At 69.2% G+C, this 22,863-nt stretch carries 27 protein-coding genes; 13 read left to right on the top strand and 14 right to left on the bottom strand.

The window, feature by feature from the left end; translation table 11 throughout:
• Position 1: 1 nt before the first annotated feature.
• The 4 genes from rpsK to infA form a co-directional block, all read right to left on the bottom strand.
• The gene (rpsK, locus tag GPY60_RS08955; protein WP_156687301.1) at positions 2-421 is read right to left on the bottom strand and encodes a 30S ribosomal protein S11; all 420 of its coding nucleotides are present in this window, start codon (positions 419-421) and stop codon (positions 2-4) included.
• A 6-nt stretch (positions 422-427) separates the two neighbouring features.
• Entirely contained in the window at positions 428-802 is a 375-nt protein-coding gene (gene rpsM, locus GPY60_RS08950) for a 30S ribosomal protein S13 (protein WP_008260257.1), read from the bottom strand.
• A gap of 180 nt (positions 803-982) precedes the next feature.
• Positions 983-1,096, bottom strand: coding sequence for a 50S ribosomal protein L36 (gene rpmJ, locus GPY60_RS08945; protein WP_003879483.1), 114 nt, complete (start codon positions 1,094-1,096; stop codon positions 983-985).
• A 48-nt stretch (positions 1,097-1,144) separates the two neighbouring features.
• On the bottom strand, positions 1,145-1,366 hold the full coding sequence (gene infA, locus GPY60_RS08940) for a translation initiation factor IF-1 (protein WP_003418601.1): 222 nt from the start codon (positions 1,364-1,366) through the stop codon (positions 1,145-1,147).
• 251 nt (positions 1,367-1,617) lie between these two features.
• On the opposite strand from infA, the gene GPY60_RS08935 reads away from it, so the two are divergent.
• From GPY60_RS08935 to GPY60_RS27520, 7 genes are all read left to right on the top strand, one after another.
• Positions 1,618-3,285, top strand: coding sequence for an FAD-dependent oxidoreductase (locus GPY60_RS08935; protein ID WP_156687300.1), 1,668 nt, complete (start codon positions 1,618-1,620; stop codon positions 3,283-3,285).
• A complete protein-coding gene (locus GPY60_RS08930) occupies positions 3,282-4,766 on the top strand; it encodes an ATP-binding protein (RefSeq protein WP_156687299.1) in 1,485 nt (494 codons plus the stop codon). Before GPY60_RS08935 ends, GPY60_RS08930 begins: the two co-directional genes overlap by 4 nt.
• A gap of 29 nt (positions 4,767-4,795) precedes the next feature.
• Entirely contained in the window at positions 4,796-5,638 is an 843-nt protein-coding gene (locus GPY60_RS08925; RefSeq protein WP_156687298.1) for an LLM class F420-dependent oxidoreductase, read from the top strand.
• A complete protein-coding gene (locus GPY60_RS08920; RefSeq protein WP_156687297.1) occupies positions 5,635-6,495 on the top strand; it encodes an LLM class F420-dependent oxidoreductase in 861 nt (286 codons plus the stop codon). Before GPY60_RS08925 ends, GPY60_RS08920 begins: the two co-directional genes overlap by 4 nt.
• Before the next feature lie 27 nt (positions 6,496-6,522).
• Positions 6,523-7,518, top strand: coding sequence for a dTDP-glucose 4,6-dehydratase (gene rfbB / locus GPY60_RS08915; RefSeq protein WP_156687296.1), 996 nt, complete (start codon positions 6,523-6,525; stop codon positions 7,516-7,518).
• Between the two features lies 1 nt (position 7,519).
• A complete protein-coding gene (gene rfbC / locus GPY60_RS08910; RefSeq protein WP_156687295.1) occupies positions 7,520-8,128 on the top strand; it encodes a dTDP-4-dehydrorhamnose 3,5-epimerase in 609 nt (202 codons plus the stop codon).
• Between the two features lie 108 nt (positions 8,129-8,236).
• Positions 8,237-9,673: a PecA family PE domain-processing aspartic protease gene (locus tag GPY60_RS27520; protein ID WP_156687294.1), complete on the top strand. Its 1,437-nt coding sequence runs from the start codon at positions 8,237-8,239 to the stop codon at positions 9,671-9,673.
• Positions 9,674-9,680: 7 nt separating this feature from the next.
• Here the strand turns inward: GPY60_RS27520 and GPY60_RS08900 are convergent, their stop codons facing one another.
• Genes GPY60_RS08900 through GPY60_RS08890 form a run of 3 tightly spaced genes read right to left on the bottom strand, consistent with a single transcriptional unit; the run spans position 9,681 to position 12,370 of the window.
• Positions 9,681-10,379 (bottom strand): Rieske (2Fe-2S) protein, encoded by a 699-nt coding sequence (locus GPY60_RS08900; RefSeq protein ID WP_156687293.1) that lies wholly within the window; start codon positions 10,377-10,379, stop codon positions 9,681-9,683.
• Positions 10,376-10,936, bottom strand: coding sequence for an RNA polymerase sigma factor (locus GPY60_RS08895; RefSeq protein ID WP_156687292.1), 561 nt, complete (start codon positions 10,934-10,936; stop codon positions 10,376-10,378). The genes GPY60_RS08900 and GPY60_RS08895 overlap by 4 nt, the downstream gene beginning before the upstream one ends.
• Before the next feature lie 15 nt (positions 10,937-10,951).
• Positions 10,952-12,370: an NAD(P)-binding protein gene (locus GPY60_RS08890; RefSeq protein ID WP_156687291.1), complete on the bottom strand. Its 1,419-nt coding sequence runs from the start codon at positions 12,368-12,370 to the stop codon at positions 10,952-10,954.
• Between the two features lie 61 nt (positions 12,371-12,431).
• Here GPY60_RS08890 and GPY60_RS08885 point away from each other — a divergent pair, with 61 nt between their 5' ends.
• The 5 genes from GPY60_RS08885 to GPY60_RS08865 all read left to right on the top strand — a co-directional run bounded on the left by GPY60_RS08885 (position 12,432) and on the right by GPY60_RS08865 (position 16,805).
• Positions 12,432-12,743 carry a hypothetical protein gene (locus GPY60_RS08885; protein WP_156687290.1) on the top strand — a complete coding sequence of 104 codons (312 nt, stop codon included), beginning with the start codon at positions 12,432-12,434 and terminating at the stop codon, positions 12,741-12,743.
• Between the two features lie 76 nt (positions 12,744-12,819).
• Entirely contained in the window at positions 12,820-14,340 is a 1,521-nt protein-coding gene (locus GPY60_RS08880) for a CoA-acylating methylmalonate-semialdehyde dehydrogenase (RefSeq protein WP_156687289.1), read from the top strand.
• Positions 14,341-14,346: 6 nt separating this feature from the next.
• The gene (locus GPY60_RS08875) at positions 14,347-15,507 is read left to right on the top strand and encodes an isobutyryl-CoA dehydrogenase (protein WP_156687288.1); all 1,161 of its coding nucleotides are present in this window, start codon (positions 14,347-14,349) and stop codon (positions 15,505-15,507) included.
• Between the two features lie 45 nt (positions 15,508-15,552).
• Entirely contained in the window at positions 15,553-16,437 is an 885-nt protein-coding gene (mmsB, locus tag GPY60_RS08870) for a 3-hydroxyisobutyrate dehydrogenase (RefSeq protein ID WP_156687287.1), read from the top strand.
• A complete protein-coding gene (locus tag GPY60_RS08865; RefSeq protein WP_156687286.1) occupies positions 16,437-16,805 on the top strand; it encodes an STAS/SEC14 domain-containing protein in 369 nt (122 codons plus the stop codon). The genes mmsB and GPY60_RS08865 overlap by 1 nt, the downstream gene beginning before the upstream one ends.
• A gap of 1 nt (position 16,806) precedes the next feature.
• Here the strand turns inward: GPY60_RS08865 and GPY60_RS08860 are convergent, their stop codons facing one another.
• On the bottom strand, positions 16,807-17,412 hold the full coding sequence (locus GPY60_RS08860; protein WP_197283605.1) for a TetR/AcrR family transcriptional regulator: 606 nt from the start codon (positions 17,410-17,412) through the stop codon (positions 16,807-16,809).
• Between the two features lie 106 nt (positions 17,413-17,518).
• Between GPY60_RS08860 and GPY60_RS08855 the strand changes: the two genes are divergently transcribed.
• A complete protein-coding gene (locus GPY60_RS08855; protein ID WP_197283604.1) occupies positions 17,519-18,379 on the top strand; it encodes an alpha/beta fold hydrolase in 861 nt (286 codons plus the stop codon).
• Here the strand turns inward: GPY60_RS08855 and GPY60_RS08850 are convergent.
• The 6 genes from GPY60_RS08850 to GPY60_RS08825 all read right to left on the bottom strand — a co-directional run bounded on the left by GPY60_RS08850 (position 18,328) and on the right by GPY60_RS08825 (position 22,861).
• Positions 18,328-18,738 carry a hypothetical protein gene (locus tag GPY60_RS08850; protein ID WP_231639494.1) on the bottom strand — a complete coding sequence of 137 codons (411 nt, stop codon included), beginning with the start codon at positions 18,736-18,738 and terminating at the stop codon, positions 18,328-18,330. The genes GPY60_RS08855 and GPY60_RS08850 overlap by 52 nt on opposite strands.
• A complete protein-coding gene (locus tag GPY60_RS08845; RefSeq protein WP_156687283.1) occupies positions 18,735-19,667 on the bottom strand; it encodes a metallophosphoesterase family protein in 933 nt (310 codons plus the stop codon). The genes GPY60_RS08850 and GPY60_RS08845 overlap by 4 nt, the downstream gene beginning before the upstream one ends.
• Positions 19,668-19,701: 34 nt before the next feature.
• On the bottom strand, positions 19,702-20,169 hold the full coding sequence (locus GPY60_RS08840) for a Rieske (2Fe-2S) protein (RefSeq protein ID WP_197283603.1): 468 nt from the start codon (positions 20,167-20,169) through the stop codon (positions 19,702-19,704).
• A 97-nt stretch (positions 20,170-20,266) separates the two neighbouring features.
• Positions 20,267-20,770: a MarR family transcriptional regulator gene (locus tag GPY60_RS08835; RefSeq protein WP_156687281.1), complete on the bottom strand. Its 504-nt coding sequence runs from the start codon at positions 20,768-20,770 to the stop codon at positions 20,267-20,269.
• A gap of 25 nt (positions 20,771-20,795) precedes the next feature.
• Complete coding sequence (locus GPY60_RS08830) at positions 20,796-21,848, bottom strand: pyridoxal phosphate-dependent aminotransferase (protein WP_156687361.1); 1,053 nt, start codon at positions 21,846-21,848, stop codon at positions 20,796-20,798.
• Entirely contained in the window at positions 21,848-22,861 is a 1,014-nt protein-coding gene (locus GPY60_RS08825; RefSeq protein ID WP_156687280.1) for a 3-oxoacyl-ACP synthase III family protein, read from the bottom strand. The genes GPY60_RS08830 and GPY60_RS08825 overlap by 1 nt, the downstream gene beginning before the upstream one ends.
• Positions 22,862-22,863: the final 2 nt, after the last annotated feature.

The raw sequence follows: 22,863 nt of genomic DNA, 5'->3' as shown, positions 1-22,863 counted from the left end.
ACTAAACCCTCCTGCGCTTGGGCGGACGGCAGCCGTTGTGCGGCTGCGGGGTGACGTCGGAGATCGCGCCGACCTCGAGGCCCGCGGCCTGCAGGGAACGGATCGCGGTCTCGCGGCCCGACCCCGGGCCCTTGACGAACACGTCGACTTTGCGCACGCCGTGCTCCTGCGCCTTGCGGGCGGCGTTCTCGGCGGCCAGCTGGGCCGCGAACGGCGTCGACTTCCGGGATCCCTTGAAGCCCACGTGACCCGACGACGCCCAGGCGATGACGTTGCCCTGGGGGTCGGTGATGCTCACGATCGTGTTGTTGAACGTGCTCTTGATGTGCGCGGCGCCGTGCGGGATGTTCTTCTTTTCCCGCTTGCGGGTCTTCTGACCCTTCTTGGCGGAGCTGCCCTGAGCTTTCTTTGCTGGTGGCATCGGGTTCTACCTGGCCTTCTTCTTGCCCGCGATGGTGCGCTTGGGGCCCTTGCGGGTCCGCGCGTTGGTCTTGGTCCGCTGGCCGCGCACCGGGAGGCCGCGGCGGTGCCGCAGGCCCTGGTAGCAGCCGATCTCGATCTTGCGACGGATGTCGGCCTGCACCTCGCGGCGCAGGTCACCCTCGACCTTGAGGTTGGCCTCGATGTAGTCGCGCAGGTGGGTCAGCTGGTCGTCGGTCAAGTCCCTGGTCCGCAGGTTCTTGTCGATGCCGGTCGCTTCGAGGATCTCGTTCGAACGGGTCCGGCCGACGCCGAAGATGTACGTCAGCGCGATCTCCATCCGCTTGTCGCGCGGGAGATCGACGCCTACTAGTCGAGCCATAGGTGGCGTTTCCTCTTTTTCTAAGCGGAGGTCTGATCCCAGCCCGTTCCCGATCTGGTCGGGGCCCGGCCTCCGTCCGGGCGTGGTGAGCGGCGCTGATACGTCTTTTTGGCGCTTGACGCGCCCGGGCAGCTCAGTGGTGCTGGGAGGTCATCATTCAGTTGTGCTGGATGCGCCTGGCTAGCCCTGGCGCTGCTTGTGGCGCGGATCGGAGCAGATCACCATGACCCGCCCATGCCGACGGATCACCCTGCACTTGTCACAGATTGGCTTGACGCTCGGGTTGACCTTCACGGCGGTTCGATCCTGTTCTGTCTTCTCGGTGGTGTGGTTCGGGCTTGCTTACTTGTACCGGTACACGATGCGGCCCCGGGACAGGTCGTAGGGAGACAGCTCCACCACCACCCGGTCCTCGGGCAGGATGCGGATGTAGTGCTGCCGCATCTTGCCGCTGATGTGGGCGAGCACCTTGTGGCCGTTCTCCAGCTCAATGCGGAACATCGCATTGGGCAGGGGCTCCACCACGCGGCCCTCGACCTCTATGGCACCGTCTTTCTTGGCCATAAGTCCTTGAAAATCCTCGTCTTGCGTCTCGTTTGTCGTCTCGCCCGGATCGGCGCGACATACCCCGACTTCAAACGTGAGCCGGTAACCGGAAATTCCTGGGGACTGGGCACACAAAAGCCGGCGCGTTCGCCGCACCGTTACCCCACGATACCTGGTCTTTCGCCGCGGCCAAAATCACGGCCGACCGTTCGCTCAGGGCGATCCGCTCACCTCTCGCGGGGGCCCCCGCGGGCGCATACTTAGTTCCGATGACGAATCCCGCTGGACAGCCCCGCAAGCCCGTCATGCTGACCGTCGACGACGATCCCTCGGTGTCCCGGGCCGTGGCCCGCGACCTGCGCCGCCACTACGGCGAGGACCACCGGATCGTGCGGGCCGAATCCGGGCCCGAGGCGCTGGACACCCTCAAGGAGCTCAAGCTGCGCGGCGAGGCGGTCGCGACGCTGATCGCCGACTACCGGATGCCGCAGATGACGGGAATCGAGTTCCTCGAGCAGGCGATGGACCTCTACCCGGCGGCGCGGCGCATCCTGCTGACCGCCTACGCCGACACCCACGCCGCCATCGACGCGATCAACGTCGTCGACCTCGACCACTACCTGCTCAAGCCGTGGGACCCGCCCGAGGAAAAGCTCTACCCGGTGGTCGACGCGCTGCTGGAAGCCTGGCGGCGCACGCCCGAACGGCCCATCCCGCACACCAAGGTGATCGGGCACCGCTGGTCGGCGCGGTCCTGGCAGGTCCGCGACTTCCTGGCCCGCAACGGGCTCTACTACACCTGGTTCATGTCCGACGATCCCGCGGGCCAGCGGCTGCTGCAGGCCGCCGGCGAGGACGGCCTGCGCCTGCCGGTCGTCGTCACCGAACGCGGCACCACGCTGGTCGAACCCAGCGACGCCGAACTCGCCGACACGCTGGGCCTGACCACCACGCCGTCGCAGGACTTCTACGACCTGGTCGTCATCGGCGGCGGCCCCGCCGGCCTCGCCGCAGCCGTCTACGGCGCGTCGGAGGGCCTGCGCACGGTGCTCATCGAGCGCACCGCGACCGGGGGCCAGGCCGGCCAGAGCTCGCGGATCGAGAACTACCTGGGCTTCCCAGACGGGCTGTCGGGCGGCCAGCTCGCCGACCGCGCGCGCCGGCAGGCCGAGAAGTTCGGGGCCGAGCTCATCACCGCGCGCACCGCCACCGCGCTCGAGGTCAACGGGTCCGCGCGCACCGTGCGGTTCGCCGACGGCGGCTCCATCGACGCGCACGCCGTCATCCTGGCCACCGGTGTCGCCTACCGCCAGCTGGCGGCGACCGGCTGCGAGGAACTGACCGGCAAGGGCGTCTACTACGGCGCTGCGACGTCCATCTCCTCGGAGTGCAGGGACGAAGACGTGTTCGTGGTCGGCGGCGCCAACTCGGCCGGCCAGGCCGCCATGCACCTGTCCCGCGAGGCGAAGTCGGTGACGATCGTCGTCCGCGCCGCCTCGCTGGAGGCGTCGATGTCCTACTACCTGATCCAGCAGATCGAGCGGAACCCGAAGATCACCGTCCGCACCTGCACCGAGGTCCAGTGCGCCACCGGCACCGAGCACCTCGAGAAGCTCACCCTGGTCGACAACCGCACCGGCGACACCGAGGACGTCACGTGCGACCGCATGTTCATCTTCATCGGCGCCGCGCCGCGCACCGACTGGCTCGACGGGGTGGTCGCGCGCGACGAGCGCGGGTTCATCCTCACCGGCCCCGATCTGCGCAACGTCTGCGGCTGGACCCTGGACCGGCCGCCCCACCACCTGGAGACCAGCGTGCCCGGGGTGTTCGCCACCGGCGACGTGCGCTCGTCGTCGGCCAAGCGGGTGGCGGCCGCGGTCGGCGAGGGCTCCATGGCCGTCATGCTCGTGCACCGCTACCTCGCCGAATCATGACCACCGCACAGCCGTGCGATCCCGGCGAGCTGCGCAGCCTGTTCCTCTTCGAGGCCCTCACCGACGAGCAGCTCGGGGAGTTGTGCGCCAGCGGGCACATCCAGCACTACGAGCCCGGCCCGATCTGCGTCGAGGGCGAACCCGCGACGTGCTTCTACGTCCTCATCGAGGGCGAGCTGGCAATGTCCAAGCTCTCCGGCGGCCAGGAGATCGAGACCAACCGGACCTCGCAGCGCGGCGTCTACTGCGGCGCCTGGCGGGCCTTCACCGGGCAGTCGGAACACCAGAGCTACGACGCGACGGTGTACGTCACCAAGCCGTCGCGGTTCTTCGTGCTCGACGCGCCGGCCTTCGCCCGCTTCATGAAGGACCAGTTCCCGATGGCCGTTCACCTGCTCGACGGCATGGCGGTCGGTCAGGAGCGCACGCGGCGGATCATCGGCAACCGGGAGAAACTGCTCGCCCTGGGCCAGCTGTCCGCCGGGCTGACCCACCAGCTGAACAACCCTGCCGCCGCCACGGTCCGGGCCGCGGCCGAGCTGCGGGAGCGGGTCGCCGGCATGCGCCAGAAGCTCGCCATGCTCGCGGACGGGACCGTCACCCCGGAGGCGCTGCGGGCGCTGGTGCGCCTGCAGGAGGAGGTCGCGGCCCAGGTCATCAAGTCGGCGTCGGCGAACCTGAGCGCGATCGAGACGGCCGACCGGGAGGACGCCGTCGGGGAATGGCTCGAAGACCACGGCATCGAGGGCGGGTGGGACATCGCGCCGACGTTCGTCGAGGGCGGCATCGACACCGACTGGCTCGAACGCATCGCGGCGGCGACCGAGGAGATGGGCGCGTCGACCTCACTGGAGAAGGCCATCCGCTGGCTGACCTACACCGTCGAAGGTGAGCTGCTGCTGAACCAGGTCCTGGAGGCGAGCAAGCGGATCTCGGCGCTGGTGGCCGACGCCAAGCAGTATTCGCAGATGGACCGCGCCCCGTTCCAGGTGGCCGACGTCCACGACCTGTTGCGCAGCACGCTCACGATGTTCGCCGACCGGATCGGCCCGCACGCACGAAAAGACGCCGCCATCGCGGTGGTGAAGGAGTTCGACACCTCACTGCCGCAGATCCCTTGTTACCCCGGCGATCTCAACCAGGTGTGGACCAACATCATCGACAACGCGATCGCCGCGATGGGCGCCGGTCCCGATTCAAAGGGCGGCACGCTGACGATCCGGACCCGCCGCGACGGCGAAAAGATGGCGCGCGTCGAGATCTGCGATACCGGACCCGGAATCCCCGACGACGTCCGAAGCCGGATCTTCGAGCCGTTCTTCACCACCAAGCCGGTCGGGGAAGGCACGGGCCTCGGGCTGGACCTGGCGTGGAACATCGTCGTCAAGAAACACCGCGGCGACCTGCGCGTGGAATCGGCGCCCGGCGACACCCGCTTCATCGTTCTGCTGCCCCTGGAGCTGACGCCCGCCGAGGAATAGCGCCCCGACCCGCCGGGTTGGGAACAACCATGACGGATGCAGCCAGCAAGCCCAACCTCGGCCGGTTCGGATCGTTCGGACGCGGCGTCACGCCCCAGCAAGCCAAAGAGATCGAGTCCCTGGGCTACGGGGCCGTGTGGGTCGGCGGTTCGCCGCCCGCCGAGCTCGCCTGGGTCGAGCCACTCCTCGAGGCGACGACCACGCTGCAGGTGGCCACCGGCATCGTCAACATCTGGACGGCGGCCGCGGGCCCGGTCGCCGAGTCGTTCCACCGCATCGACGGGGCGTACCCGGGCCGTTTCCTGCTCGGCATCGGCGTCGGCCATCCCGAGGCCCACAGCGAGTACCGCAAGCCCTACGACGCCTTGGTGGAGTACCTCGACAAGCTGGACGAATACGGGGTCCCCGCCCACCGGCGCGTCGTGGCCGCCCTCGGGCCGCGGGTGCTCAAACTCTCGGCGCAGCGTGCCGCGGGCGCGCACCCCTATCTGACCACGCCCGAGCACACCGCGCGGGCCCGCGCGCTGATCGGTCCGTCGGCATTCCTGGCCCCCGAGCACAAGGTCGTCCTGACCACCGACCCCGAGAAGGCGCGGGCGGTCGGCCGCAGGGCGCTCGACATCTATTTCAACCTGGCCAACTACCGCAACAACTGGAAGCGGCTCGGCTTCTCCGACGAGGAGGTCGCCCGTCCGGGCAGCGACCGGCTGGTCGACTCCGTCGTCGCCTACGGCACCCCCGACCAGATCGCCGCGCGGCTGAACGAACACCTCGACGCCGGCGCCGACCACGTCCCCGTGCAGGTCCTCACCAAGGACGAGAACCTGGTCTCGGCCCTGGCCGAGCTGGCGGGCCCGCTGGGGCTTCGGTGACCGTGTCGCTCAAGCCCGACCTGGGCCGGTTCGGCGTGTGGCTGCCCACCCGGTCGGTCACGCCGGAGCTGGCGGCAAAGATCGAGTCGCTCGGGTACGGCGCGGTCTGGATCGGCGCGTCACCGGACGCCGACCTGGCGTGGGTGGAGCCGGCGCTGGAACGCACGACCTCGCTGCAGTTGGCGACGGGGATCCTCAACATCTGGTCCGCGCCCGCCCCGGCCGTCGCCGACTCGTTCGCGCGCATCGAAAGCGCCCACCTGGGCCGGTTCCTGCTGGGCGTCGGCGCCGGCCACCGCGAGGTCGACCAGGCCTACGTGAAGCCGTACGACGCCGTGGTCGGGTACCTCGACGAGCTGGACGTCCGCGGGATTCCGACGAGCCGCAGGGTGCTGGCGGCGCTCGGCCCGAAGATGCTCAGGCTGGCCGCCGAACGCTCCGCGGGCGCCCACCCCTACCTGACCACCCCGGAACACACCGCGAAGGCGCGGGAATTGGTCGGCGACGCGGTGTTCCTTGCGCCGGAGCACAAGGTGATCGTGACGACCGACGCCGAGCGGGCCCGCGCGTTGGGGCGCGACCAACTGCAACTCAACCTCGACCTCGCCAACTACGTGAACAACTGGCTGCGGCTGGGGTTCACGCAGGACGACGTGCGCAAGCCCGGCAGCGACCGGCTGGTCGATGCGGTCGTCGCCCACGGCACCCCGGAGGCGGTCGCGCGGCGCCTCGCGCAGCATCACGAGGCCGGCGCCGACCACGTCGCGATCCAGGTGGTGGGCGGCTGGGACGAAGGCACCCTGCTGAGCGCGCTGAGTGAACTGGCCGGACCACTGGGGTTAACCCGGCCCGAATGACCGTGGGCCTCCGTTAGGGTGTCGGGCATGCGACTGCTGGTCACCGGGGGAGCCGGATTCATCGGCGCGAATTTCGTGCACAGCACGGTGCGGGAGCACCCCGAGGACTCCGTGACGGTGCTCGACGCTTTCACCTACGCCGGGCGGCGCGAGTCGCTGGCCGACGTCGAAGACGCAATCACGGTGGTCAAGGGCGACATCGCCGATGCGGCGCTCGTCGCCGCGCTGGTCGCCGAGTCCGACGCGGTGGTGCACTTCGCCGCGGAGACCCACGTCGACAACTCCCTGGAAGACCCGTGGACGACCCTGCAGACCAACGTGGTCGGGACCTTCGCGATCCTGCAGGCGGTGCGGCGGCACGATGTCCGGCTGCACCACGTCTCCACCGACGAGGTCTACGGCGACCTCGAACTCGGCGACGCGAAGCGGTTCACCGAGTCGACGCCCTACAACCCGTCGAGCCCGTACTCGGCCACCAAGGCGGCCAGCGACCTGCTGGTCCGGGCCTGGGTGCGGTCGTACGGCGTGCGCGCGACGATCTCCAACTGCTCGAACAACTACGGGCCGTATCAGCACGTCGAAAAGTTCATCCCGCGCCAGATCACCAACGTGCTCACCGGGCGCCGCCCCAAGCTGTACGGCGCGGGCACCAATGTGCGGGACTGGATTCACGTCGACGACCACAACAGCGCCGTTCGGCGGATCCTCGAAAAGGGTGAGAACGGGCGGACCTACCTCATCGCCGCCGAGGGCGAGCGCGATAACCTGACCGTCATGCGCGCGATCCTGCAGGCGCTGGGACGCGATCCCGACGACTTCGACCACGTCACCGACCGCGCCGGCCACGACCTGCGGTACGCGATCGACCCGACGACGCTGTACAACGAATTGGGTTGGACGCCAAAGCATGCCAACTTCGAAGAGGGTCTGCGGGCCACCATCGACTGGTATCGCGCCAACGAGTCGTGGTGGCGGCCCCTCAAGGAGGCCACTGAGGGCCGCTACGAAGAACGGGGTCAGTGACATGGAAGTGCGCGAGCTCAAAATCCCCGGCGCCTGGGAAATCACCCCGACAGTCCACGGCGATTCGCGTGGCCTGCTCTTCGAGTGGTTCACCAACCGGGGATTCACCGGGTTCGCCGGTCACCGGTTGGACGTCGTCCAGGTCAACTGCTCGGTGTCGTCGGCCGGCGTGCTGCGCGGACTGCATTTCGCCCAGGTGCCACCGGGTCAGGCGAAATACATCACCTGCGTGTCCGGTGCCGTCTTCGACGTTGCGGTTGACCTCCGCGTCGGCTCGCCGACTTTCGGCCAGTGGGACTCGGTCCTGCTCGACGACAAGGACCGCCGGACGATCTACATGTCCGAGGGGCTCGGGCATGCTTTCTATGTGCTGCAAGACAATTCGACGATGATGTACCTGTGCTCAGCGGAGTACAACCCGCAACGTGAGCACACCATCTGCCCGACGGACCCGGCCCTTGCGATCGACTGGCCACTCATCGACGGCGCCGCCCCGTGCATGTCCGACCGCGACGCTGCGGCCCCCAGCCTGGACGAGGTGCGCACCGCTGGCCTGCTCCCCACGTGGGCAGAAACGCAGGAATTCATCGCCGCATTGCGCGATGCTTAACCCTGAATAGACGCGCAACCGAAAACGGCTAATTTCCGGCTAATTTCGGCCTATCATTCCGATTGCCTCCAATCGGGGCGACTGCTTCTTTGCGGGAAGAGGTGTCGCGTGTCTTTTGTGATCACTGCGCCGGAATTCGTGTCCGACGCGGCGACAAAAGTGGCGAACATCGGGTCGTGGATTGGCGCGGCGCACGCCGCGGCGGCCGCACCGACAACCGAAATACTCACGGCGGGGGCTGACGAGGTATCGGGAGCCATCAAGACGATCTTTTCCGCGTACGCGTCCTCTTATCAGGCGCTGGCCGTTCAGGCCGCCACAATGCACACGCAATTCGTCCAGGCACTGAATTCGGGCGCCGGGATGTACGCGGCGACCGAGGCCGCCAGCGCCGACCCGCTGCAGATCCTGCAGCAGGACATCCTCGCGGTCGTGAACGCGCCGACCAACATGCTTTTGGGGCGGCCGCTGATCGGTGACGGCGCCGACGGCGTCACCAACGCCCGGGGGGTCGGCACGCCCGGTGGTCCGGGCGGCATCCTGATGGGCAACGGCGGCCATGGCGGAAACAGCACCGCCGCCGGGGCGCCCGGAGGCGCCGGCGGGCCCGCGGGGTTGATCGGCAACGGCGGCCCCGGCGGGGCCGGTGGCCCGGCCGCGCTCGGCGGTCCCGGCGGCCCCGGCGGCCTTTTCGGGTCCCCCGGGGCCAGCGGCCCGCTGGGGTTGGCCACCGTGCCCCTGCAACTGCAGGGTCAGGACCTGTACGTCAACGTCTCGGTGGGCGGCGGACCGAGCGTGCCGGTCATTGTCGACACCGGATCACGGGGTCTGATCCTTCCCCCGCAGGACGTCAATCTCGCGAGCCTCGGCGCTCCCACCGGGCAAGGGTCCGTCACCTACGGCGGATTGGGGAATTTGCTCGTCGAGAACTACAACACGTACACGACAACGGTGAATTTCGGAAACGGCCTTGTCACCCAGCCGACCACTATTGCCGTCGTCACGTCGATAACCCAGAATTTCGTCTTTTCCTATCCCGCATCCCAGGCGCCCGCCATTCTGGGTGTGGGGGCCAATGGTTACGGTCCCGCGAGCAGTCCCGTGACCGCATTGCCGGGCGCCTTCGGTCAGGGTCTGCTGATTGACGAGCCCACGGGAACGGTGCAATTCGGCCCCAACCCGCTGACCCCATACGCGTCGGTGACCGGGGCGCCGATCACCACCCTGGACATCCGGATCAACGGCGGCGGACTGCAGCAGACCACCGGCGCGTACATCGATTCCGGCGGGCTGGGCGGGACGGTGCCCGACAACCTCGGGCCGCCGAACGCCGGTGGATACCTGCCCGCCGGAACCAGCGTGGCCGTCTACACCAGCGACGGCAGCAAGTTGCTGTACACCACCACCGTCGGTTCCCAACAGACGGCCATCTCGTCGAGCACCCTCGGCGGGTTCTTCAACACCGGGATCGCCCCGTTCCTGCAGCACCCGATCTACCTGTCGTACAGCCCGACCGGTTACGGCACAATAGTTTTCGATACCTGAGCCCGGGCTACGTCTCCTTGACCGGGGCGAACACCTCGACAGCACCGTTGGCCTCGCGAACCATCAACGTGGGCAACGGCTTCGGCGCGATCGGCAGCTGATGGGTGACCACCTGGCCGGTCGGCGAGAAGGATGTCGAGTGGCACGGGCAGCGCAACCTGTTGTCCGGCGCATCGAACCACAGCCGGCATCCCTGGTGAGTGCAGACACCCGACACGGCCTCGAGCTTGCCGTCTACACGACGGACGAAGCCGTTGACCGATCCGAGATCGAAGGCATGCATGCCCCCGTCGGGCACGTCCGAGCTGGCGGCGACGCGCTGCCAGCTTCCGTCGCTGGGCGTCAACTGCCCGGCCGCGACATCGGAGCGTACGGTGGTGGCACCAATCACGGCCCGGTCGATCGACACCGCCGCGACGGCGGCGGCAGCGGCCGCCGACGTGCCGACGATGACCTGGCGGCGTGTACTGCTGTACGCGGACGCCGGTTCGGTTGTGGGACCGGACATCTGCTCCGCGAGGCGACGGTGCAGGTCGGTGAGGAACTCCTGCCGCGGCGCGGCGTCCGGGTCGGGCCCGGGACGGGCCGCGCGCATCTCGATCGCGGTGCGAATCTGTGCCGCCTCGAAGTCGTCCGGCTCGAACGCCTTGGGGCGCCGGCCCCGCAGCAGGTCGTCGACGTAGCGCCGCAATCCACGCGCGTTCATGGCGCACCTCCGTCGTTGACCTGGGCCGCCAGCCTCAGGGCGCGGTGCTGGAGCACCTTGGCGTTGGCGACGCTGATGCCGAGTTCCGTGGCCGACTCCTTGATCGAACTGCCTTGCAGGAACCTCAATTCCAGGATCCGGCGGTATCGGTCGGGCAGGTTGTCCAGGACCCGGGCGACACGCTGGGGCGCGGTGCTGATCGCTTCCTCGCTATCGGGGGGCTGCTCGATGTCGTCGATCGAGGTTATCTCCCGTCCCAGGGTCTCGCGCCAGTGCGCGGCCAGCACCGTGCGGGCGGTCGCGCGCAGATAAGCGCGCACCTCCCCGGTGCTCGCCGTCAGGCGCAGCGGTCGCAACGCCGCGAGGAACACCTCGGCGGTGAGGTCCTCGGCGTCGGCCCGGTTGCCGACACGCGCGAACAGCGTGCGGTACACCCAGCCCGCGTTGTCGGCGTACACGGCCTCCCAGTCGGGATAGCCGCTGTCGCTCCCCGAAGAGCCGTGGTCGGGCACCGCGCGCAGCGGTCGCGGGCCGACGGGTTCGTTGCGTGCGGTCACTTGTCCTCCACCCGATCAATATCGGGTCGGGTTACACGTGTCGTCGGCGAGCAGCCGCTCCAGCTTCTCCGCGGTGGCGGTGAGCGCCGTCCTGGTCATGCTCATCAGGCGTTCGCGCACCCGCGGCTTCGCCGACGCCCCCGCCAGCCGGTGCCCGATCAGGTGCCCGAACAGGTCCAGGCGCGTCCCGGCCAGCCACGCCGTCAGGTCCTCGTCGTCGAACCACCGCAGCTGGTTGCGGTAGTCGGCCAGCGTGTTGCGCGCCCAGTCCCGGTCGGTATCGGGGTGCTCGACGGGCCGACACAGCTCATTGCGCGCCGAATCGTCGGGGTAGTTCGCCTCGACGTGAGCGATCAACGCGGCGCTGAACACCTGCTGGCAACCACGCACGCTCTGCAGCGTGATCCGCCGGTCCTCGAAAACCGGTGTCGCGGGCACCTTCTCGGCCCCGTCGGCGGTGCAGTCGACATAGAGCGCCGAGCCGCCGGACGCCACCTCACCACCGTCGAGCACGCACCTGTCGATTTCGACGCGGCGCACGTGACCCATCCGCACGACGCCGGGGATGCGTCGCAGCTGCTCGAGCTCCGCGCGGGTGACGGTCGCGCAGCGGTACATGGTGGGCCGGACCGTGCCGTCCAGGCGCAGCAGGACACCGCCGTCCTCGAGCCGCGCGAACAGGTCATCGAGCGAGACCGCGTCCCGGATGGCCTCCAATTGCGCGGTGAAATTGGCCTTGATCGTGTCGGCGAAGAGGGGTCCGGGCTGGATCGTCGCCCGGTCGAGCAGCCACGCGTCGCGCGGCATGATCCAGGTCAGCCGTTCGGGTGCCACCCCGTGGGCCAGCAGCCACAGGCATGTGTCGATGCCGGTCTTGCCGGCGCCGACGATGACGTACCGGTCGCGCGGGCCCAGCCGCGGCAGCTCGTTCGGTGCCACGCACTCCACGCCGGGCGCCACCGGATAGGGCGGCGGCCGCATCGCGGGGACGCTGACCCGCATGTAGGTGGCGTCGACGATGCGGCGCGTCACGTCGACGGTGTAGTCGCCGCCGCCCAGCGTGGTGAAGCGGCCGTCGCCGCGGTATTCGCTCATCGGGAAGTAGCGCACCCGGCCGGTCGGCAGGAGCTGCCGGCGCATGACCCGGTCGTAGTACGCGCATACCTCACCGGACGTGGCGAGCTCGAAAAGGCCCGCGTTCCAGCCCGTTTCGTCGATGGTCCCGCTACCCAGGTCCAGCGAGCTCACGCCGTAGAAGGCCGAGGGCTGGTGCAGCCGCACGAACGGGTAGGCCATGGTCCAGTGGCCGCCCGGCTGGTGGTTGCGGTCGACCACGACCACGCTGGCCCCGGTCTCGGTCACCAGCGTGTCGAGGAACGCCATGCCCATGGCGCCCGCGCCGACGACCAGGTAGTCCGCCTCGATGGTCTGCATACCGCTGTCAGGCTAGCCTCACCCGTTGTCGAACTTTTCGCGGCTGACGACAATGTCACGCGTGATACCCCCGCACGACGAGTCCGTCTGGCCCGACGACACCCGTCGCGCCGCCGTGACACTCGGTCTTGCCGCGGCGAGCAACAACGACCTGGAGTTCGGTGACGTCGTCAACGCGATCGGCGAATCGCTGGGCAGCGGACGGTCGCTGCAGTTCGTCCTGGAGTTGATCCGGCTGGCCACCGCCGGATCGGGCGAGCGGTTCCGCAACCCCGACAACGCCGCGGCGTACCGGCAGCTGGCGGCCCAATGCCAGGCGGCCGAGGACGACATGCGTGCGCGGGGGGTGTGGCGGAACGACGGCGGCGGCTGACGGCGGCCTCCTTGCCACTGCCGGGGGCAGTTACTAGGATATGCAAGTATCCCCCGAAACTCACCCGAGGACACCGATGACCACACAGATCCCGCACTTCATCGACGGCGAGCGCACCGCGGGCCGGTCGACCCGCACGGCGGACGTCTTCAACCCCAGCACCGGCCAGGTGCAAGCGCAGGTGCCGATGGCCGGCAAGGCCGACATCGACGCGGCGGTGGCGTCGGCCGTCGAGGCCCAGAAGGGTTGGGCCGCATGGAATCCGCAGCGCCGGGCGCGCGTCATGATGCGCTTCATCGACCTGGTCAACGACGCGGCTGACGAGCTCGCCGAGCAGTTGTCGCTCGAGCACGGCAAGACGCTGGCCGACGCGCGCGGCGACATCCAGCGCGGCATCGAGGTCATCGAGTTCTGCGTCGGGATCCCCCACCTGCTCAAGGGCGAGTACACCGAGGGCGCCGGGCCCGGCATCGACGTCTACTCGCTGCGCCAGCCCCTGGGAGTGGTCGCGGGTATCACCCCGTTCAACTTCCCGGCGATGATCCCGCTCTGGAAGGCCGGGCCCGCCCTGGCGTGCGGGAACGCGTTCATCCTCAAGCCCAGCGAGCGCGACCCGTCGGTGCCGGTGCGGCTGGCCGAGTTGTTCTTGGAGGCGGGGCTGCCGCCCGGGGTGTTCCAGGTGGTGCACGGCGACAAGGAGGCCGTCGACGCCATCCTCGAGCACCCCGACATCCAGGCGGTCGGGTTCGTCGGGAGTTCCGACATCGCGCAGTACATCTACTCCGGCGCGGCGGCCCACGGCAAACGGTCGCAGTGCTTCGGCGGCGCCAAGAACCACATGATCGTGATGCCCGACGCCGACCTGGACCAGGCTGTCGACGCGCTGATCGGCGCCGGCTACGGCAGCGCCGGCGAACGCTGCATGGCGATCAGCGTGGCGGTGCCCGTCGGCGAGAAGACCGCGGAACGCTTGCGCGCCAGGCTCATCGACCGGATCAACAACCTGCGCGTGGGCCACAGCCTGGACCCCAAGGCCGACTACGGCCCACTCGTCACCGAGGCCGCCCTGAACCGTGTGCGCGACTACATCGACCAGGGCGTGGCCGCGGGGGCCGAGATCGTCATCGACGGACGCGAACGCCGCAGCGACGACCTGACCTTCGGGGACGCCAACCTGGAGGGCGGCTTCTTCATCGGCCCCACCCTGTTCGACCACGTCACCCCGGACATGTCGATCTACACCGACGAGATCTTCGGTCCCGTGCTGTGCATCGTCCGCGCGCACGACTACGAGGAGGCGCTGCGGCTCCCGTCCGAGCACGAGTACGGCAACGGGGTCGCGGTGTTCACCCGCGACGGCGACACCGCGCGCGACTTCGTCGCCCGCGTGCAGGTCGGCATGGTCGGCGTCAACGTGCCGATCCCGGTTCCGGTGGCCTACCACACCTTCGGCGGCTGGAAGCGCTCCGGCTTCGGCGACCTCAACCAGCACGGACCCACGTCGATCCAGTTCTACACCAAGACCAAGACGGTGACGTCGCGGTGGCCGTCCGGCATCAAGGACGGCGCTGAATTCGTCATCCCCACAATGAATTAGGCGAGTATGTTCACCCTCAACGACGACGAGCGCGTCATCACCGAGACGGCCGCCGCGTTCGCCGCGAAACGCCTCGCGCCGCACACCCTGGAATGGGACGCCACCAAGCACTTCCCCACCGACGTGTTGCGCGAGTCCGCCGAGCTGGGCATGGCGGCGATCTACTGCCGCGAGGACGTCGGCGGCAGCGGCCTGCGGCGCCTCGACGGGGTCCGCATCTTCGAGCAGCTGGCCACCGCCTGCCCGACGGTCGCGGCGTTCCTGTCGATCCACAACATGTGCGCGTGGATGATCGACACGTTCGGCACGCCGGAACAACGCAAGGCCTGGGTTCCGCGGCTCGCCTCGATGGACGTGATCGCCAGCTACTGCCTCACCGAGCCGAACGCCGGCTCCGATGCCGCCGCGCTGGGCACGCGCGCCGTCCGGGAGGGTGGCGACTACGTGCTCGACGGCGTCAAGCAGTTCATCTCCGGCGCGGGTGCTTCGGACGTCTACGTGGTGATGGCACGAACGGGCGGTGAGGGCCCGCGTGGCATCTCCGCCTTCGTCGTCGAAAAGGGTTCGCCGGGACTGAGTTTCGGCGCACCCGAGGAGAAGATGGGCTGGCATGCGCAGCCGACCGCCCAGGTGATCCTCGACGGCGTGCGGGTTCCCGCCGACGCGATGCTCGGCGGCGCCGACGGCGAGGGCGCCGGTTTCGGCATCGCGATGAACGGCCTCAACGGCGGCCGGCTCAACATCGCGGCCTGCTCGCTCGGCGGCGCCCAGGCCGCGTTCGAGAAGGCGGGCGCCTACGTGCGCGACCGGCAGGCCTTCGGCTCGCCCCTGCTCGACGAGCCGACGGTGCGGTTCGCGCTGGCCGACATGGCCACCGGACTCGAGACGTCGCGGATGATGCTCTGGCGGGCGGCGAACGCGCTGGACAATGACGACTCGGACAAGATGCAGCTGTGCGCGATGGCCAAGCGCTACGTCACCGACACGTGCTTCGAGGTTGCCGACAAGGCGCTGCAGCTGCACGGCGGCTACGGTTATCTGCGGGAGTACGGCCTGGAAAAGATCGTCCGCGACTTGCGGGTCCATCGGATCCTGGAAGGGACCAACGAGATCATGCGGGTGGTCATCGGTCGGGCCGAAGCCGGGCGGTTCCGTAACACCGCTTAGGGGCGACACCCGCTTCAGGAAAGACGACCGCTGAGAAAGGCGACCATGGCTGACCTTGCAAGCATTGCTTTCCTCGGGCTGGGCAACATGGGCGCGCCCATGTCGGCCAACCTCGTGCGAGCGGGCTACATGGTGCGCGGCTTCGATCCGGTGTCGCGGGCCGCCGCCGATGCGACGGGCCACGGCGTCGCCGTGTTCGACAGCGCCGTCGACGCGGTCGAGGACGCCGACGTCGTCATCACGATGCTGCCGAACGGCGACGTGGTCAAACGCTGCTACGCCGACATCCTGCCCGCCGCCCAGCGGGGTGCCCTGTTCATCGACAGCTCGACGATCTCGGTGACCGACGCCCGCGAGGTGCACGCCCTGGCGGAGTCCCACGGCGTCGCGCAGCTCGACGCACCGGTGTCGGGCGGCGTGAAGGGCGCGGTGGCCGGCACGCTGGCGTTCATGGTGGGCGGCGACGACGAGGCGCTGGAGCGCGCGCGCCCCGTGCTGGAACCCATGGCGGGCAAGGTGATTCACTGCGGCGGCGCCGGCGCGGGGCAGGCGGCCAAGGTGTGCAACAACATGGTGCTGGCGGTGCAGCAGATCGCGGTCGGCGAGGCGTTCGTCCTGGCCGAGAAGCTCGGCCTGTCGGCCCAGGCCCTCTTCGACGTCATCACCGGCGCGACCGGCAACTGCTGGGCGGTGCACACCAACTGCCCGGTGCCCGGCCCGGTGCCGACCTCCCCCGCGAACAACGACTTCAAGCCCGGCTTCGCGACAGCCCTGATGAACAAGGACCTCGGCCTGGCGATGGATGCCGTCGCCTCGACGGGTGCGTCCGCGCCGCTGGGCAGCCACGCCGCCGACATCTACGCCAAATTCGCCGCCGACCACGCCGACAAGGACTTCAGCGCGGTCATCGAGATGCTGCGCGACAGCTGATGATCGAGTTGCTGCCCGACATGCCCCCGGGCCTGATCGGCATCCGCGTGTCCGGCCGGTTGCGCGGTGACGAACTGCGCGAACTCGAACCCGCCCTGACGGATCTGCTCAAAACCGGGGAGATCCGGATCGTGGAGGTCATCGCCGGCGACTACGAGGGCTTCGGGCCCGGCGGCCTCCTCGAGGACCTGAAGCTCGGCTTCGGCACCGTCTGGCCGCATCACTCGGCGTTCAAGCGGATCGCGGTCGTCACCGACAAGGAGTGGATCGCCCATACCCTGCACGCGCTGGCGTGGATCGTGCCGGGCGAGATCCGCGTCTTCGGGCTCGACGAACTCGACCGCGCCACGCAGTGGGCCGCCGGCTGATTCACCGATCCCCCGCCAGGGCGCCGCGCACGAAGGTTGCGAGGGCCCGCGCGGGCAGGTTCGCCTTCAGCGACCCGTTCGCCGCCCGCTGCAGCGCCAGTCCGTGCGACAGCGCGATCTGCGCGACGCCGAACTCGTAAGGCGTCAGCGCGGATTCGATCCCGAGGCGGTCGAAGTGGTGGGCGATGAGGTCGCCGAGCCGTCGCCGGTAGGACTCGTAGATCTTTCCGAATTCGCCGGCGCGGGCGCCGCCTCGCATCGTGTAGAGCTGGAACTCGGTGGTCAGCAGGCACCAGCTGCCGTCCTCCCCCAGGACCCGGTACCGGCGCTCGATCGCAGGCGCCAGCTCGGCGGCGGACGTGATGCGATCGAGCGCGCGGCCCAGGGTCTCGAGCTCCGCGTCGAGGTGGCGGCAAAGGAGTTCGAGGAACAGGTCGTCCTTGGACTCGAAGTTCGAATAGAAAGCGCCGCGGGAGAATCCGGCCTCTTCGGCGATGACGTCGATCGGCGCCGCTTCGAATCCCACCCGGCAGAACACCCGGCCGGCGGCCTCGATCAGACGCCGGCGGGTTTGTTCGCGTTGCTCGGCACGGGTCAAGCGAGCCACTCGCGGCCTCCTCGTCTGTGCGCTTGACAATAGGGTGACAGAACTGCATTGTCATACGCAACTGTATCCGAATATATCAGTGCATCAGACGAAGGGGCGCCTTGTCATGAAAGTCCCTCGGGCCCAGGAATGGATCGCCGAGAACGAGATGATGACCAGCCGGCGGGGGCATCGGATCGCCTACCGGCGGCGCGGGACCGGCCCGACGATTTTCTTGCTGCACGGCTTCCCCACCTGGTCGTACGACTACGCCGCGCTCGCGGCCGATCTCGCCCGCGACCACGACGTCGTCACGCTCGATTTCCTCGGTTACGGCGCATCGGACAAGCCGAACCCGTACGAGTACTCCGTGGCCGAATCCGCCGACGTGGTCGAGGATCTCGCCGCGCGGCTCGCGGTCGGCAACGCCAGCGTGCTGGCCCACGACTACGGCGGGATCGTCGGGCAGGAACTCGCCGACCGAGCCAACCGGGGGGTGTTGAGTTTCACGATCGACAGGCTCATTCTCCTCAACTCCGGCATCGTCTACAGCGCGTACCGCCCGACACGCCTGCAGAAGCTGCTGGCGTTCCCGGTCGTGGGTAAAGCGTTGGCCTCTCGTGTCGACGCGTCACGGGTCCGTTCCGGGCTTGACGGGGTCCGCGGAAAGCCGCTCGCCGACGACGAATTCGACGACCTGTGGGTGGGGATGTCGCGCGACGGCGGCCACAAGCTCGGACACCTGCTGATCAAGTACAACGCCGAACGGGCGGCCCACCACGGCCGGTGGGAGGCCGCGCTGGCCCGCTGGGATGGGCCTTTGCACCTGGTGTGGGGCCTCGACGACCCGGTGTCGGGCGGGCACGTCCTCGAGCGGGCCACCAAAGCGCTGCCGCGCGCGACCGTCACGACGCTGCCGGGCGTCGGCCACTACCCTCAGAGCGAAGCGGCCCCGGCCGTGGCGGCCGCGGTGCGCGGCACCCGGTGACGGAACACCCACGCCAGGCACAGCGCGACGGTCGCCGCCTCGGTGAGGACGCTGATCGCGGGATGCGGCGCGGGCTCCCACCCGTGCTCGACGAAGCCGAACAACCCGACGGTGCGCGACAGCACGAACGCACCCAGCGCGCCGGCGGCCAGCAGGCCCGCGGCCCACACAAGCCAGTCGGGCCCGCCGACCGCGATGAGGAGTGCGAGCGCGCAGAACACGCTGGCCTGCGCGAGGAAGCCGAATCCCACGACCGGGACATTGCGGTACCCGTCCAGGTACAGGTAGGCGTGGTCGACACCGCTGGCCGCGAGCGTGATCGCGAGCCCGGCCCGCAGCGCCATGTTGGTGAAACTCATTGCAGGTTCTCCTCCTTCAGCGCCAGCGCCTGCCGGCCCTTGACGTAGCTGACCTCACGAATGCCCAGCGCGTCGTGCAGCTTCCCGGCCGGCAGCGTCACGGGCTTGGGCGCGGGCCCGTCGCCGGGATGCGGCAGCGGGTAGGCCGTCGTGGTGCCGCAGTAGAAGGTGATGTTGCCCTCGGTTTTCGAGAACAGTTGGTGCACATGGCCGTTGAGGCAGGTCACCGACGAGAATCGCCGCAGATAGCTCAGCGCCTGGCCGGCGTCGTCGGTACCCCATCCCCACTGGGGGTACATGGCGAACAACGGGATGTGGCTGAAGACGATGATCGGTGTGTCGCTCGACAACCCGGCAACATCCTTCTGGACGAAATCGAGCTGGTCGTTGCCGAGATGGCCGAGCTTGTCGAGGTTCAGCGAGTTCACCAGCGCGATCACGTGCACGCCGTTGATGTCGAAGCTGTACCAGCCGTTGCCCTTGGTGCCCGCCCCGAACATCTGCAGGTACCGCCGTCCCCCGTCGTCGGAGGAATCGTGTTCGCCGGGAACGGTGAACACGTGCGGGGTGGAGAACCGCGTCATCATCTGCTTGACCTGGTCGAACTGTTCCGGCGTGGCCAGGTGGGTGAGGTCGCCGGTGTGGATGACGAAATCGGGGGTGTAGCCGAGGTGGTTGATCTGGTCGATCGCCCGGTCGAAGGAGCCGGCCACGTCGGGGTTGGCCTTGCCGTCGAACCCGATGTGGCTGTCGCTGACTTGCGCGAAGCGCAGCGTCGGCCGGACCGGTGCCGTCGCCGTGGCGCTGCCGGCCATGTGCGAGATGACTTCGCCGCCGGCGACGGCGAAGCCCACCGCCGCGCCGAACCACGCGGTGTGGCGGATCAGCTGCCGGCGCGTCATGCCGCGCGGGTCGCGTTCGGGTTGCATGTCTGAAAGCCTCTCGTTCGGAAGGGAATCGGCGCTAGGAGATCGTCAGGGCGCCGTTGTTGAGCGTCACGGTCCTGGCCGGTAACGGTTTTGGTGCGGGGCCGCGGACGACGGAACCGTCGGTGACGCTGTACTGGCTGCCGTGGCACGGACACTTGATCGTGCCGTCGCTGACCCGCTCGACCTGACAACCGAGGTGGGTGCAGGTGGCGCTGAAGGCCCGGAACTGCCCGGGTTGGGGCTGGGTGACGACGGTGTCCTGGTCGGCGAGGATGACCCCGCCGCCGACGGGGACGTCAGCGGGGTGCAGCACCTGCGGTGCGGCCGGCGGGGCGGCCTGGTCGCCCCCGGTCGGGCCGCCGGGCGCCGCCTTGGTCTGCTGCGGTCCGCACGCCGCGATCGCGGCCGCGGCGCCCACCGCGCACGAGCCGATGAGGACGCGGCGTCGAGTCGCCTCGATGTCGCGGATGCCGGCCGCGCGCGGCTCGTGCGATGGGTCCATCGCGGGTGTACCTCCTGATCGGTCGACGGCGCCGCCGGTCGGGGCGGTCGCTGTCAGATAGGAGGGCGGGTTACACGCGCTGGCTCGCGATCGCCGCTTAGAAATCCCCCGCATTGCGCCGCAGGGTCTCGATGGACGACGCCAGCGCGCGAGACTCGCTGTCGGACATGCCGATGTCGGCGAACACCTGCTCGTTGAGGGTGACGGTCGCGTCCTCGACGGTGGAGCGGCCCAGGTCGGTGATCTGCACCAGCGTGGTCCGGCCGTCGGTGGGGTGCGGCAGGCGCTTCACCAGGCCGTCGGCCTCCAGCCTGCGGATGGCGTGCGTGACGCTGGTGACGTGCACCTGCAGCCGGTCGGAGGCCTTGGTGATCGGCAACGCCCCGGTCCGGCTGAACGCCAGCAGCCGCAACAACTCGTAGCGGGAGAAGCTGAGATCGTAGGGGCGCAAGGCGGCTTCGACCCGGGCGAGCAGGATCTGGTGAGCCCGCATCACGGAGGTGACCGCGACCATGCCCTGCGACACGTCGCCCCATCCGGCGCGCTCCCAGTTGGCGCGCGCGGCGGCGATCGGGTCGCGTTTGGGTGTTGCGGCGGGCACGCCCTTTCTTACCGCACGGGGATTCTCAGCGCACGAGGAACCGCCGCTTATCCTTTCCGAGCGCCGACAGCACCGCGAGCGTCGAGGTGCGATTGCCCACGGTGATGCGCGCGCCGCCGTCCGGGTACTGCCGCACGTGCAGCCGGGTGGCCGCGAGCGCCTCCTGCCACGGCCGGTCGCCCGGCGGAAGGTACAGGAAATTGGCGTGCGCGTCGGTGGTGTAGACCCCCATCGCGCTCAGGCGCATGCGAAGGTAGCGGCGCTCGGCGTTGATCGCCCGAACCCGCTGCAGCAGTTCGGCTTCGGCGTCGTAGGACGCCGCGACCGCGAGCAGACCGGTGACGGCGATGCCGAACGGGACCTGCTGGGCCCAGAGCGCCGGCGCCAGGTCGGGCGACGCCACGCCGTACCCGATCCGCAACCCCGCCAGGCCGTAGGCCTTCGAGAAGGTGCGCACCACAACGAGATTCGGGAATTGCTCGATCAGCGCCGGCATGTCGATCCGGTGCTCGGGCGCCGCGAACTCGATGTACGCCTCGTCGAGCAGCACGACGGTGTCGTCGGGAACGCGCCGCAGGAACCTCATCAGCGCGGGCACCGGCTCCAGCGTTCCGGTCGGGTTGTGGGGCCGGCACACGACCACCACCCGCGCGTCGGCGGCCGCGTCGGCCAGCGCGTCGAGGTCGTTGTGCCCGTGCTCGTCGAGCGGGACGATCAGCGAGTTCAGCCTCGCCATCCGCGCCGCGATCGGGTAGCCGTCGAAGGTCGGCATCGCCATGGCGATCGTGTCGCCCGGCACGGTCAGCGCCTGCAGGGCCTGCAGCACGACACCGGTCGCGCCGGCGCCCAGCACCACCCGCTCGGCCGGCACCCCGACGTGCTCGGCGATCAGCCCCCGCAGCCGTTCAGGCAGGAACTCCGGATACCGGTTGGCCGCATAGACCGAGCGGATCAGCGCCGACCGCACGGACGGCAGCGGCGGGAACGGATTCTCGTTGAGCGACAACGCAAGCGGGTCGATCGCATTCGGGAACGCGTCCACGATGTCGCCGCCCACCGGCCCGCGCACGGGTTGCATCATCCCCGCCCTCCCCAGCGGATCGCCGCGGCGCCGGCGAAGTCCCCCGCGTGCGCGAAGGCGGCCATCATCACGACGTCGCCCTCCTTGACCTGGCCGTCGGAGATCGCGCGATCGAGGTTGACCGGGATACCGGCGCCGAAGAGGTTGCCGCACTGCTCGAAGGTGTCGCGGTGCCGCTCCGGCGGCAACTCGAGCGCCTCACGCCAGTTGCGCAGGAACACGCGGTTGGGCTGGTTGGTGACGAGCAGGCCAATGTCCTTGGCCGGCAACCCGATCCGGTCGCAGACCGCGAGCGCCACCTCCGGCACCTGGCGGTTGCCGCGGGCCAGGACCTTCGTGATCTTGGTCTCGGTGAAACCGATGCAACCCTCGCCGGGACCGGGTTGCCACCACTTGCGGGGCGGGTCGACGGCGAGCGTCATGTCCCCGGCGTACTCGCCGTAGGTGCGGCACTCGATGTCCAGGATCGGCGACCGATCGGACACCGTGACGAGGCCGACGGCGGCGCCGTCGCCCGGTATCGCCGCCTGTGCCTTGCGCCGCACGCCGGGTTGGTCGAACACCTGGCCCGCGGCGTTCTGCGCGATCGCGACCAGCGCGGTGCGCCCCTGGCCCGAGCTGAGCAGGGTGCGAGCGACGTTGAGCCCCAGCACGAACGCGGCGCATCCGCCGTTGTGCAGGTCGAGCACCCACGACGGACGCATGCCCAGCCGGTGGGCGATCGCACCCCCGCCGCCGTAGAACGGCATGTCCGGCATCTGGGTGTGGGTGATCAACACGTCGGCGCCTTCGACGACCTCGCGGCCGTGCCGGTCGATCAGCCCTTGCGCGGCGCGCTCGACCATGTCGGTCGCGGTTTCGTCCGGCCCGACGTGATGGCGGAACCTCGGGGCGCGAAACATCACGTTGTCGCGCAGGTCGTCGGATTCGGCGTGGCCCGCGTAGTACTCGGCGCCGATCGGCTCGCCGGGCAGGTAGGTCGAGACATCGGTGAGGCTGACGTCGGTCATGC

Origin of the sequence: Mycobacterium sp. Marseille-P9652, assembly GCF_902652685.1 — a bacterium.
Lineage (GTDB): Bacteria > Actinomycetota > Actinomycetes > Mycobacteriales > Mycobacteriaceae > Mycobacterium.
The sequence above is the reverse complement of the archived record's forward strand: the minus strand, read 5'-3'. Positions and strand labels throughout refer to the sequence as shown.